This is a genomic window from Homoserinibacter sp. GY 40078 (assembly GCF_008017545.1).
Lineage (GTDB): Bacteria > Actinomycetota > Actinomycetes > Actinomycetales > Microbacteriaceae > Homoserinibacter.
The window spans coordinates 1,059,959-1,072,787 of sequence record NZ_VRTZ01000001.1; the positions used below are offsets into that span (position 1 = coordinate 1,059,959).

11 protein-coding genes are annotated in these 12,829 nt (G+C 67.8%); 8 read left to right on the top strand and 3 right to left on the bottom strand.

What is annotated here, in order from left to right; genetic code table 11:
- Genes FVQ89_RS05115 through FVQ89_RS05125 form a run of 3 tightly spaced genes read right to left on the bottom strand, consistent with a single transcriptional unit; the run spans nt 1 to nt 2,491 of the window.
- Complete coding sequence (locus FVQ89_RS05115) at nt 1-774, bottom strand: amino acid ABC transporter ATP-binding protein (RefSeq protein ID WP_147900800.1); 774 nt, start codon at nt 772-774, stop codon at nt 1-3.
- The gene (locus tag FVQ89_RS05120) at nt 753-1,649 is read right to left on the bottom strand and encodes an amino acid ABC transporter permease (RefSeq protein WP_147900801.1); all 897 of its coding nucleotides are present in this window, start codon (nt 1,647-1,649) and stop codon (nt 753-755) included. Before FVQ89_RS05120 ends, FVQ89_RS05115 begins: the two co-directional genes overlap by 22 nt.
- Nucleotides 1,649-2,491: an ABC transporter substrate-binding protein gene (locus FVQ89_RS05125; RefSeq protein ID WP_147900802.1), complete on the bottom strand. Its 843-nt coding sequence runs from the start codon at nt 2,489-2,491 to the stop codon at nt 1,649-1,651. Before FVQ89_RS05125 ends, FVQ89_RS05120 begins: the two co-directional genes overlap by 1 nt.
- Nucleotides 2,492-2,707: 216 nt before the next feature.
- On the opposite strand from FVQ89_RS05125, the gene FVQ89_RS05130 reads away from it, so the two are divergent.
- The 8 genes from FVQ89_RS05130 to FVQ89_RS05165 all read left to right on the top strand — a co-directional run bounded on the left by FVQ89_RS05130 (nt 2,708) and on the right by FVQ89_RS05165 (nt 12,828).
- Nucleotides 2,708-3,850: a pyridoxal phosphate-dependent aminotransferase gene (locus FVQ89_RS05130; protein WP_187264910.1), complete on the top strand. Its 1,143-nt coding sequence runs from the start codon at nt 2,708-2,710 to the stop codon at nt 3,848-3,850.
- A gap of 216 nt (nt 3,851-4,066) precedes the next feature.
- Nucleotides 4,067-5,077, top strand: coding sequence for a LacI family DNA-binding transcriptional regulator (locus FVQ89_RS05135; protein WP_147900804.1), 1,011 nt, complete (start codon nt 4,067-4,069; stop codon nt 5,075-5,077).
- Nucleotides 5,078-5,175: 98 nt separating this feature from the next.
- Nucleotides 5,176-6,408 carry an extracellular solute-binding protein gene (locus FVQ89_RS05140; protein ID WP_147900805.1) on the top strand — a complete coding sequence of 411 codons (1,233 nt, stop codon included), beginning with the start codon at nt 5,176-5,178 and terminating at the stop codon, nt 6,406-6,408.
- Nucleotides 6,409-6,448: 40 nt separating this feature from the next.
- The gene (locus FVQ89_RS05145; RefSeq protein WP_255513429.1) at nt 6,449-7,456 is read left to right on the top strand and encodes a carbohydrate ABC transporter permease; all 1,008 of its coding nucleotides are present in this window, start codon (nt 6,449-6,451) and stop codon (nt 7,454-7,456) included.
- Entirely contained in the window at nt 7,453-8,271 is an 819-nt protein-coding gene (locus FVQ89_RS05150; protein WP_370454448.1) for a carbohydrate ABC transporter permease, read from the top strand. Before FVQ89_RS05145 ends, FVQ89_RS05150 begins: the two co-directional genes overlap by 4 nt.
- On the top strand, nt 8,271-9,953 hold the full coding sequence (locus FVQ89_RS05155) for an amylo-alpha-1,6-glucosidase (RefSeq protein ID WP_147900806.1): 1,683 nt from the start codon (nt 8,271-8,273) through the stop codon (nt 9,951-9,953). Before FVQ89_RS05150 ends, FVQ89_RS05155 begins: the two co-directional genes overlap by 1 nt.
- A 41-nt stretch (nt 9,954-9,994) precedes the next feature.
- A complete protein-coding gene (locus FVQ89_RS05160; protein ID WP_147900807.1) occupies nt 9,995-11,155 on the top strand; it encodes an ROK family transcriptional regulator in 1,161 nt (386 codons plus the stop codon).
- A gap of 104 nt (nt 11,156-11,259) precedes the next feature.
- Nucleotides 11,260-12,828, top strand: a complete 1,569-nt coding sequence (locus FVQ89_RS05165; protein WP_147900808.1) for an ABC transporter substrate-binding protein — start codon at nt 11,260-11,262, stop codon at nt 12,826-12,828.
- Nucleotide 12,829: the final 1 nt, after the last annotated feature.

The following is a 12,829-nucleotide window of genomic DNA, read 5'->3' on the forward strand; positions in this document are numbered from 1 at the left end:
CTAGAGCACCTTCGAGAGGAAGGCGCGCGTGCGCTCGTGGACAGGGTTCGAGAGCACCTGGGTCGGGGTGCCCATCTCGAGGATCATGCCGTCCGACATGAAGGCGACACGGTCGCCGGCCTCGCGGGCGAACCCCATCTCGTGCGTGACGACGATCATCGTCATCCCGTCGCGGGCGAGGCCGGTCATCACGTCGAGCACTTCACCGACCAGCTCGGGGTCGAGAGCGGAGGTCGGCTCGTCGAACAGCATCACCTTGGGGCGCATGGCGAGGCCGCGGGCGATCGCGACGCGCTGCTGCTGGCCCCCCGAGAGCTGGCGCGGGTAGGCGTTCTCCTTGTGCGACATCCCCACCCGCTGCAGCAGATCGCGGGCCGTCGCGATCGCGGTCGACTTGTCGAGCTTTCGCACGCGCAGCGGCGCCTCGACGATGTTCTCGAGCACGGTCAGGTGCGGGAACAGGTTGAAATGCTGGAAGACCATCCCTACCTCGGTGCGCTGGGCGGCGACCTTGCGGCGCGACAGCTCGTGCAGGCGCCCCGGGGTGCGCTCCTCGTATCCCATCAGGTGGTCGCCCACGTAGATGCGGCCACTGTCGGGCACCTCGAGGTGGTTGATGCAGCGCAGCAGAGTCGACTTGCCGGAACCGGAGGCGCCGATGAGGCACAGCACCTCGCCCGCGTGCACGTCGAGGTCGATCCCGTGCAGGACGGTGTTCTCGCCGAAGGATTTGCGGATGTTCCGCAGACGGATCAGCGCTTCGCGATCAGCCATCGCGACCACCTCCTCGATGTCGTGCCGCCGGTCGTGAACCCGACCCCGAGTCGGCGCTCGAGCAGATGCTCGAGACCGGTGAGGACGGTGACGACGACGAGGTACCAGATGCAGACGACGATGAGCACCGGAATCGTCTCGTAGGTGCGCGAGTAGATGAGCTGGCCCGAGTAGAGCAGCTCGGGGAGCGCGATGACGCTGACCACCGAGGAGTACTTCAGCAGTCCGATCGCCTCATTCGCGGCGGGCGGGACGATCACGCGCAACGCCTGCGGAAGGATGATGCGGCGGAACGAGGTGGCGCGTCCGATCGCGAGGGCGTCGGCGGCCTCCGTCTGCCCGCGATCGACCGAGACGATTCCCGATCGGATGATCTCGGCGAGGTAGGCGGCCTCGTTGAGCGAGAGCCCGAGGACCGCGGCGGTCCACGGCGTGATGAGCGAGTTGGTGTCGGCGGACCACAGAGTCGGACCGAAGGGGATCCCGATGGAGAACTCGGGGATCACGATCGCGAGGTTGTACCAGAGGATCAGCTGAACCAGTACGGGGGTGCCGCGGAAGAACCAGATGTACGCGCCGGCGCTCGCACTGAGCAGGCCGCTCTTCGACATCCGCATGACCGCGAGGCCGAGGCCGACCGCGAGAGCGATGACCATGCCGACGAGTGTGAGCAGGAGGGTGGTGCCGAGGCCGTTCAGGATGCGCGGGTCGAAGAGGTATCGCCCGACGACATCCCACTTGTAGTTCGGGTTGGTGATGAAGTTCGTGGCGACCGAGACAGCCGCGATCACCACGGCGGCGATGCCGACCCATCGCCACCGCCGGGGGCGGCGGACGATGGTGTCGGCATCAACCGTTTGACGCGGTGAGGTCATCAGAAGGGCGAACCGTTGATGATCGGAGCGTCGAGGGCGCGGCCGGGGATGCCCCAGGTCTCGAGGATCTCGGCGTAGGTGCCATCCTCGATGAGCGCGGTGAAGGCGGCCTCGAACTTCTCGGTCAGGTCGCTGTCCTTCGGGAAGCCGACGGCGAAGTAGCCCTCGTTCTCGTAGGAGCCGGAGACGACGAGTCCGTCCGTGCCCTTGGCGATGTAGGCGTTGGCTGCCGAGTCGTTCGGCGCGACATCGATGCGGCCCGAGGTGAGGGCCAGCACGACCGCGTCGAGGTCGGCGAACTCCGAGACATCGATCGGCTCGTTGCCGTCGGCCACGCAAGTGTCGGACTCGGAGGCCAGCCACTGACCCTCGAGCGCTCCGCCCGGAATGCCGACCTTCTCGCCGCAGAGGTCCGTGAGGTCGGCGATCTCGCGGTAGCCCTCGCGGGTGAGGAAGTTGTTGTCGGCGCGGAGGTAGTCGACGAAGTCGACCGTCTCCTGGCGCTCCTTGGTGTCGAACATGCCGGTGAGGGCGATGTCGTAGCGACCCGAGGCGAGGCCGGGGATGATCGTGTCGAAGCTGGCGCTCTCGAACTCGATCGTCTGGCCGAGCTCCTCGGAGAGCGCGGCGGCGAGGTCGACGTTCAGACCTTCCCAGGTGCTGCCGTCGTCTCCGATGAAGTTGTAGGGCAGCAGCGACGGGTCGGCCGCGGCGACGATGACGTCGCCCGAGTCGGACGCGGAATCCGACGTGGTGTCGTCGGCGGTCGCACAGGCGGTGAGGGCGATCGCCGAGACGGCGGTGATGACCGCGGCACGGTAGCCGCGACGGATTGTGTTCATGGGGGCTCCTCGAATCGGGAGAACGGATGAAAGGTGAAGTGCAGGTCGCCGTGCCGGTGATCCGGCGGCGCATCACCAGGAGAACCCCGGAATGTTTCGTAGATGTGTCAACAATGTGCGTATTTGCGTTTCGCGCATCGATTTCGACACGAAACGGACATGAAGGGTTTCCTACGATGGCGATGTCCGACCCGCCGAGCCCCCGGGAGATCCAGCATGACCAGCGACACCCCCGCCCCCTCGCGCTCGACGGGCGACGCCGTCGACAGGCTGATGGCGGGGCCCGCGGGGGAGGGCTTCATCGATCTCGGGATCGGCGAACCCGATCAGCCGCTGCCGCTCCCGCTCGCGGAGGCCGCGGTCGCGGGGATCCGTGCCGGGCACACCGGCTACACCCCGAAGCTCGGGCTGCCGGAGCTTCGCCGACTGATCGCCGAGGACACCGCGACCGACCAGGGTCCGTCGATCGCGGTCGAGGATGTGATCGTCACCATCGGCGGGACCGGTGCGGTGGCGATCGCGTTGCTGGCGGCCGGCGGCGAGGGAGTGCTCGTCCCGGATCCCGCGTGGCCGAACTACGTGGTGCTGGCGACGAGCATGGGCTTCCGCACCCGCTCGTACACGCAGGGTTCGTCGGGAGACGACTTCTTCGACCTCGATGAGATCGAGGCGGGCCTGCGCGACGGCTTCCGTCTCGTGGCCGTCAACTCGCCCTCCAACCCCACCGGTGCGGTCGCTTCGCGCCGCGCGCTCGCCGCGCTCGTCGACCTGGTGCGTCGCTACGACGCTCGGATCCTCTCGGACGAGGCGTACGAGTCGATCGTGTTCGCCGGTGGCCGCGCGCCGTCCCCACTCGAGGTCGGCGGGGCGGATGTGACCTTCGCGGCCCGCACGTTCTCGAAGCGGTTCTCGATGACGGGACTCCGTCTCGGCTCGCTCGTCTCGCCTCCCGGCTATCGACGTGAGGTCGCGGCGATCCACGGGACGACCGCGGGCTGTGCGCCGATCACCGCCCAGGAGGTCGGGATCGCGGCGCTCACCGAGATGCCGGATCGCGGCGACGAGCTGGCGCGCATCTATCGAGATCGCTATACGCGAGCCGCAGCCCTCCTCGGACCTCGACTCCCGGCGCTCGGATCCGGTGCGCTCGGCGGTTTCTATCTCTGGATCGACGCGCGCGACACCGGCCGCACGGGCACCGAGATCGCGGCGGCGCTCGCCGCTCGCGGCATCGGTGTGAGTGCCGGGACGGTCTACAGCGCGTCGGAGGGCTTCATCCGCGCCTCGCTCACCGCCGAGGATGCGGCGCTCGACCTGGCGCTCGCGACGATCGCGACCGAGCTCGACGGATCCCGGTAGTCACCACTCGCTCGACGGCGACGTGCTCCGCTTGATTCGGTCGCCGCCTCTTGCAATGTCGAACCGGTTCGATTACCGTGGGCACCACCTTCGGGGTCCTGGGCCTCGTCCGCACGACACGTTCGATTCGCGAACCCGCGTTCGACCACGGGATCGTGCGGAACGCGTCCTACGGATCCGAACGGATCATCGAAGCAGTTCGAAGGAGAACGGCGAGTGGCGACCATCGGCGACGTGGCCAAGGCGGCGGGCGTGTCCCGCAGCACCGTGTCGTATGCGCTCTCCGGCAAGCGCACGATCTCCGACGAGACGCGCGAGCGCATCGAGAGCGCCATCCGCGAGCTCGGCTTCACTCCGAACGCGGGTGCCCGCGCGCTCGCCACGAGCCAGACCCGCGTCATCGGGTTGCTCGTCCAGTTCTTCCGCGACGAGTTCTCGCCGGCCATGATGCAGTACGTCTTGCCGATCTCGGATGCAGCCCGCGAGGCCGGCTACGACATCCTCATGGTCACCGAGGATGACGGACCCCACGCGCTCAAGCGCATCACCGACTCCGACATGGTCGACGGCCTCGTGCTGTTGAACGTCGCCCACGACGATCCGCGCGTCGGCCCGCTGCGATCGGCGCGTCAGCCGGGAGCCCTCGTGGGTCTTCCGCGCGACACCGACGGGCTCGACGTGTTCGACCTCGACTTCGGCGAGGCCGCGCGGATGCTGGTCGACCACCTGCAGGGGCTCGGGCATCGCGAGATCATCCTGGTCTCGCCGAACGAGCACGTCATCACCCGCGGTGGCGCATACGTCTGGCGCTTCCGGGATGCGGCGCTCGAGCGTGCGGCGCGCTACGGCCTCCGGATCTACCCCTACTACGGCGAGACCCAGCAGCCGGATGTCGCCGAGCAGTGGAACCAGGTGCTCGACGCGCGGCCCACCGCGACCGCCGTCATCGTGCACAACGACGCGATGATCGCGGGCCTGCCGCCCGTCCTCAACGCCCGAGGAGTGGAGGTGCCGCGCGACCTCTCGGTGGTCGGCATCTTCTCCGAAGACTTCGGACGACTGTTCTCGTTGCCGTACACGGCGATCGAGACGTCTCCGGACAAGCTGGGCCGCGCCGCGGTCCAGGCGCTCGTGCATCGAATGCGGGACGGGGAGGGCGCTGGTGCCCCCGTCGTCCGGTTCATCGCACCCGAGCTGACGGATCGAGGCAGTACCAGCACCCGCTGACCGTGCTGGCGGCGGCGAGAGTTCCGTCCGCGCCAGTGTCGAACCGGTTCGACAGCAAGACAACACCCCAACCCACCGCACATTCAGAGAGGAATACCGTGGACAAGAATCGGAAGGCCCGAGTGATCGGTGCCACCGTGCTGAGCGGCGCGTTCGTCGTCGCCGCACTCACGGGCTGCTCGACCACACAGAGCGAGACGTCGTCGGGATCGACGGAGTACACCCTGTGGGATCCGTATCCCGACCGCGACGCGTCGTCGGACTGGGCCAAGGCGATCGACGCCTGCGCCGCCGACATCGGCATCACGATCGAGCGCAACGCCGGCAACACCGGCGACACTGTGAAGGACCTCACGACCGCCGCGGCCGGCAAGCTGCCCGACATCGCGATGGTCGACAACCCGAAGGTCTCGACGCTCGCCGACGCCGGGCTCCTGACCACCACCGACGACAACGGTCTCGATGTCTCCGACATCCAGGAGAACATCCTGACCGCCGGTCAGATCGACGGGAAGACCTACGGTGTTCCCGTGGGCGCCAACACGCTGGGCCTCTACTACAACCCGGAGGTGCTCGACGCCGCCGGGGTGGACATCGCCTCCGTCACCGACGGCGCCTCGCTCACCGCGGCGCTCGAGAAGGTCGTGGCGGCAGGCAAGAAGGGCATCACCTTCTCTGCCGTCGGCACCGAGGAGGGCACCTTCCAGTTCCTTCCCTGGTTCTGGGGAGCGGGGGCCGACTTGACGGCTCTCGACTCGACGGAGGCGACCTCTGCGCTGACGCTCTGGACCGACTGGGTGAAGAACGGCCTCGCGCCGCAGTCGGTGCTGCAGAACACGCAGGGCACCAGCTGGGACGAGTTCAAGACCGGCGAGTTCGCCTTCGCGGAGAACGGCTCGTGGTTCAAGGCCGACGCCGACGCGGCCGGCTACATGTCGATCCAGATCCCGGGTGAGAACGGCCAGCCCGCTCCCGCTCCGACCGGTGGCGAGTTCATCACCATCCCGATCCAGAAGGACACCTCGCGCTACGCGACCTCCGTCAAGATCGTGAAGTGCCTGACCGAGGGCAACACCGGCGCCGACGCGCTCGGCTACGTCGCGCCCACGGCCGCGGGCCAGGAGGCGCAGTTGGCCGCCGACCCGAGCCTGCAGGGATGGGTGACCGCCGTCGGCGACGCGAAGCCGCGCACTGCCGACAACCTCGGCATCAAGTACGGCACCATCTCCGAGCAGCTCTACACCGCGGTGCAGAACGCCCTCTCCGGAGGGTCGAGCCCGGCTGACGCTCTCGCTGCGGCGCAGCAGGCCGTCGACGCGAAGCTCGGCTGATCGCATCCCGCCCGCGCCCCACACCGAGGAGGACACCCCGATGACCGCGATGCACACCGCACCGAGGACGGGCGCGGGCGGGAACACGACCGCACACGGAGGGGCGGTGCCGGCAGCCGGTGCCGCCCTCCCGTCGGAGCGCGACGGCGGGCGCCGCCGCCAGCGCATCCGCCAACAGCTCATCGCGTGGGCGTTCATTGCCCCGGTCGCGATCTACATGGTGCTGTTCTACGCGTGGCCGCTCATCCGCAATCTCGACCTCAGCTTCCGCGACTACTCGCTCGCCTCGTTCATTACCGGCGAGGCGCCGTTCGCCGGATTCGACAACTACATCGAGGTCTTCCGCAGCCCGACCTTCTGGCCGGCGCTCTGGAACACGGCCGTGTTCACCTTCGGGTCGATCATCGTGCAGTTCGCCCTCGGCCTCGCTCTCGCCGTCTTCTTCTATCGGCGCTTCCCGCTCAGCACGACGCTGCGCGCGCTCTTCCTCGTGCCGTGGCTGCTGCCGCTGCTCGTCTCGGCGTCGATCTGGGCGTGGATGCTCAACTCGGATTCGGGTGTCGTCAACGCGGCGCTCGCCGTGTTCGGCATTCCCCAGGTCAACTGGCTCACCTCCCCGCAGTGGTCGATGGTCGGCGTGCTGATCGCGAACATCTGGATCGGCATCCCGTTCAACCTCGTGATCCTCTACAGCGGCCTCCAGAACATCCCCTCGGAGGTATACGAGGCATCCGCGCTCGACGGCGCGAACGGATGGCAGACCTTCTGGCGCATCACCTTCCCGATGCTCCGCCCGGTGTCGGCGATCACGCTGCTGCTCGGGCTCATCTACACGCTCAAAGTCTTCGACATCATCTGGATCATGACCCGGGGCGGCCCGGGCGACTCGTCGACGACCTTCGCGATCTGGTCGTACCGGCTCGGATTCGGTGGCGGCTCGCCGGACCTCAGCCCGGCCGCCGCGGTCGGCAACCTGTTGATCCTCATCGCCTTCGTCTTCGGGATCATCTACATCCGCACGCAGCGTCGAACGGGAGACGAACTGTGACCGCCCGCGCCAAGCGCATCCTGACGAGCGTGGTGGGTGTGATCCTCACCGCGATCATGCTGTTCCCGCTCTACTGGATGATCAACGTCTCGCTCACTCAGCCGGATCGGCTGCGCAAGGATCCGCCCGATCTCTTCCCGGTGAACCCGACCTTCGAGGGGTACACGCGGGTGGTCCAGGACCAGCTGCCGTACCTCTTCACGAGCTTCGTGGTCGGCCTCGGCACGGTCGTCATCACCCTGGCGCTCGCAGCCCCGGCGGCGTTCGCTCTCGCGAAGCTGCGTCCGCGCGGTGGCCGCGTGCTCGACTTCGTGATGCTCATCGCACAGATGATCCCCGGGATCATCATGGCGATGGGGTTCTACCTGATCTTCTACAGCTGGGGCCTGCTCGACTCGATCCCGGGGCTGATCCTCGCCGATTCGACCCTCGCGGTGCCGTTCGGGGTGCTCATCTTCACGGCGTTCATGACGGGCATCCCCGACGAGCTCATCTCGGCAGCAAAGATCGACGGGGCGGGTGCCTGGCGCACCTTCCGCTCCGTCGTGCTGCCCATCAGTCGCAACTCGGTGGTGACCGTCTCGCTCTTCGCGTTCCTCTGGTCGTGGTCGGACTTCATCTTCGCGTCGACCGTCAACCGGGGCGGCCAGCTGCAGCCGATCACGATCGGCATCTACCGCTACATCGGCAACAACACCCAGGACTGGAACGCGATCATGGCGACGGCGGTCGTCGCCTCGGTGCCGGCGGCGGTGCTCCTCGTCGTCGCGCAGCGTTACGTCGCTGCGGGCGTGACGGCGGGGGCGGTGAAGTGATGACGGCATTCGACCTCGACCAGATCCCCTTCAGCGCACGGGGTTCGTGGCTCTCGCTCTCCCGTGTGGTGGGGCTGCATCAACGGGCCGAACTGGTTCACCTGGTGTCGCACACGACGGGGATGCATCCGGCGCTCGCGTTTTCGCCTCTCGCGGATGGTGCAGCAGTGGAGATCGAGGCGACGCCCGCCGCGCTCCGGTGGCGATCGTCGGCCGGCGTCGTCGAGGCGGCGTTCGACCGTGCGGATGCCGTGCGGGTGCGGGGTCGGGGCATGCGGATGCGCTTCGACGCGGCTGCGCCCGGGCTGACCCCGTTCACCGGGCACTACCTCTACGTCACGCCGCTCGACGGGTCGGTGGTGCTGACGTCATACGAGAGCGGACGCCGCTACCGGATCACCCCGATCGAGGGGACGCTGGCGGTGACGGGAGCGGAGGCGCTCGGCAAGTCGCCGCGGTTCGCTCAGACGGACGGACCGGACTGGGAGCTCGCGATCGAGGAACTCGAGTCGGTGGGGGAGTCGTATTCCTCGTCGCGTACCTTCGACGAGGTCGTGGCGGCGCGAGCCGCCGAGTTCTCTGCGTATGCGGGGCGGGTCGTGCACGACGAGCACGCGCCTCCGGCGGCGGAGCTCGCCGCCTACGTGCTGTGGAGCGCGACCGTCGCTCCCGTGGGCTTCGTCGGCCGCGAGGCCGTGTTGATGTCGAAGCACTGGATGGACAAGGTGTGGAGCTGGGATCACTGCTTCAACGCCCTCGCCCTTGCCCGGGCGGACCCGCGCGCAGCGATCGACCAGTTCCTCCTTCCCTTCGATCATCAGGCCGCGGATGGCGCCCTTCCCGACTCGGTCACGCACTCAGAGGTGCTCTACAACTTCGTGAAGCCGCCGATTCACGGGTGGGTGTGGTCCGAGCTTCGGCAACGACTTCCCGCGGAGCTCGTCGCGGAGGTGACCGGCGAGGTGTACGCCCGGGTCGCCGCGTGGACGCGCTTCTGGCTCGACCGGCGGCGCGCGCCCGGGTCGGCGCTTCCGTTCTACGAGCACGGCAACGACTCGGGCTGGGACAACGCGACGGTGTTCGACGTCGCGCGCGTCGTCGAGTCGCCCGACCTGGCAGCGTTCCTGGTGCTGCAGCTCGACGAGCTCGCGCGCCTCGCGGCATCCGTGGCTCCGGATGAGGAGCCGGGCTGGCGTGCGGAGAGCGCACGGGTGCTCGCGGCGATGCTCGAGGAGCTCCGCGACGGCGACCGCCTCGTCGCGCGGGCGGTCGCGGGAGGTGGGGTCGCGTCCGTGACGAGCCTGCTCACCTGCCTGCCGATCCTCGCGGCGGACCGGCTTCCGACCGAGGTCGTCGAAGCCCTCGTGGCCGACATCGATGCCCACTTGACCGAGTTCGGCCCGGCGACCGAGCTCGTCGACTCTTCGGAGTACGAGTCCGACGGGTACTGGCGCGGACCGATCTGGGCGCCGTCAACCTACCTCATCGAGCAGGGGTTGCGCGCAGCGGGTCGCCTGGAGCTCGCGGATGAGGTGAGCGCGCGGTTCCGCCGCCTCTGCGAGCGCTCCGGCTTCGCCGAGAACTTCGACGCGCTCACGGGCGCGGGCCTGCGCGATCGCGCCTACACCTGGACGGCGGCCGTGTATCTGCTGTTCGCAGAGCGGGTGGCTCGCCGTTACTGATCACACCTGCTGAGGAGGGCGAGGTCGAGTATCTTTAGCAAATGAACCAACGCCGTCGCGGATCCACGAGCGTTCGTCAGCGCAACCTCGACCTGGTCCTCTCCCACCTTCCGACGGGACTGGAGCTGTCGCAGAAGGAGATCGCTGAAGCGACCGGGTTCTCGGAGGCGACCGTCTCGAATCTCACAGCCGTGCTCGTGGAGCAGGGGCGCATCGAGGTCACCGCGGGGCGGCGGAACGGCAGGCGCGCGAATCTGCTCAGCCGCGCCGCGCCCAGTCGGGGCGTGATGATCGGAGCGAGTATCTCGCGGCACCGGATCGAGGTGCTCGGGATCATGCCCGATGGCGAGGTCGTCCGGACTCCGACCATCGAGCGCGTCGCGCCGTTCGAGTACGCGGACGATCTGCGGCGCATCGTCGACGCCGTGGAAGAGCTCTCGCTCGAGGTTCCCGTCAGCAGCATCGGGGTGGGGCTCGGCTTGACGGTCGATCCGGTCAGTGAGCGTGTGGGGAGCGTCGTCAGCTCGGGGCCGGAGGTCGTGCCCGGGTTCTCGTCGTCGTGGCAACCCGCCGACCTCAGGTCGGATCTCGCAGAGCGGTTCGGTGTGCCGACGACCGTGCTCAATGACGCCGATGCCGGCGTGCTGGGCGAGTTGCGCGCGGGCGCGGCTGTGGGCTCCCAGGACGTGCTCTACATTCAGCTCGGAGACGGAGTGGGCGGCGGGCTCGTGTTCGGCGGCCGGCTGTATCGCGGAGGTCGCGGTGGATTCTCGGGCGAGATCGGGCACCTCTCGTTCGACTCCGAAGGCCCCCTGTGCATCTGCGGCAACCGAGGATGCCTGGAGCCGTTGTTCGGCGAGGCGCTCTTGGCGAAGGTCGAGGGTGTGCACGGTCGGATGAGCATTCGCGAGTTCGCGCGTCTGGCGGGGGCCGGTGATCCGGCGTGTTCGAAGGCGTTGCGCGAGCTCGCCAGCCCGCTCTCGCGAAGCCTGGCGAACCCGGTGGCATTGCTGGCGCCGGAGCGCGTGGTCGTCGGAGGCGACCTGTCGATCGCAGGCGAGGCGATGCTGGCGCCGGTCATCGAGGCCTCGCACGCGTTCGGGTGGGCGTGGCGCGGGGAGATCGTGCTCGCCGAGCTCGGCCAGGACTCCGTCTGCATCGGGGCCGCGTATGCGGCAGCAGACGCCGCGATGCGCGATTGACTTAATTTATTGACCCAGAACGGTCGCTATGGTTTAGTTGCTAAACCAAGAGGGCGAATCGACCAGCGTTGGTCGACCCCCAGTGCTTCAAGGAGGAGGCATTCATGTTCCATCTGTCTCGCGGTCGTTCACTCCGGTTGATCGCCATCACGGCCGCCGTCGCCGCGGCTGCCGCGCTCACGGGCTGCTCAAGCGGGAGCAGTGGCGGAGGGCTGGCCGAACAGTCGCCCGACACGCTCCGCATCGCCATCAGCAGTCCGCCGGCGAGCCTGGACCCGGCGCTCGCGGGAAACGGTGACCCGCTCCAGATCCTCTACGAACTCGCCTACGATCCGCTCATCTATCAGCTGCCCGACGGCTCGTTCGCACCGGGGCTGGCCACCGAGTGGGGCTTCGTCGGTGAGGGGAACAAGGTCTTCGACCTCACGCTCCGCGAAGGAGTCACCTTCACCGACGGCGGTGAGCTCACCGCAGAAGGTGTCAAGGCGTACTTCGAGTACTACGGCTCGGTCAGCGGCTTCGGCTCGCGGGTTCAGAACTTCGAGTCCATCGACGTGACGGGACCCCTGAGTCTGCGGATCACGCTGAAGGAGCCGAACCCGCAGCTGGCCTACATGCTGACGCAGGACCTGGGAACGGGCAACGTGATCAGCCCGGTCGCGCTCGAGAACGTCGAGACGCTCGGAACCTCCACCGCCGGTGCCGGCCAGTACGTGCTCGATGAGACGAAGACGGTGGCCAACCAGACCTACGTGTTCACGGCGAACCCCGACTACTGGAACCCTGACGCCATCAACTGGGAGACCATCGAGGTGAAGGTGCTGGCGAACACGGCTGCCGCCCTGTCCGCGATGCGAACCAACCAGATCGACTACATGTTCGGAAGCGCCAAGGAGGCTGAGGCCGCCGAGGAGGCGGGCTTCAACGTCACCACCGAGCCGTACCTCTTCGGATTCGTCTCCCTGCTGGATCGCGGTGGCGAGGTCGTGCCCGCGCTCGGTGACCTGCGCGTGCGTCAGGCCCTGAACTACGCGATCGATCGGGACTCGCTTGTGAGCGGCCTCTTCGGCGACTACGCCAGCCCGAGCCAGCAGTTGCTGCTCCCCGGCGCCGATGGGTACGACGAGTCGCTGGAAAGCGCCTACACGTACGACCCCGACAAGGCACGTGCACTGCTGGCTGAGGCCGGCTACGCCGACGGATTCACCATTCCGATGGCCGCCTACAACCTTCAGCCCGGCGAGACGGATGTGGCCCAGGCGATCGCGAGCTACTGGGACGCCATCGGCGTGACCACGGAGGTGACCGTCGCGCAGACGATCAACGACTACGCGCAGATGATCCTCAACAAGGAAGCGGTCTCGACGGTCTTCGAGTACGGCGGGCAGCCGTTCTACCTCGTGGCGACCCAGCTGTTGGCGCCCGGGTTCTTCAACCCGTTCAACTCGACCGATCCGGAGATCAGCGCGCTGATCGCGGAGGGCGCTGCCGCGAACTCCGACGACGCTCCGGCGATCTACAAGGAGCTCCAGGCGGAGGTGCAGAAGGAGGCATGGTTCGCCCCCTTCGCCTCGATCGACAAGGTGGTGATCAGCCGCCCCGGGCTCGAGGGAATCCAGATGACTCCGGATTCGCTCAACCCGAACCCGGTCTTCTTCTCGGCCGGTAACTGAC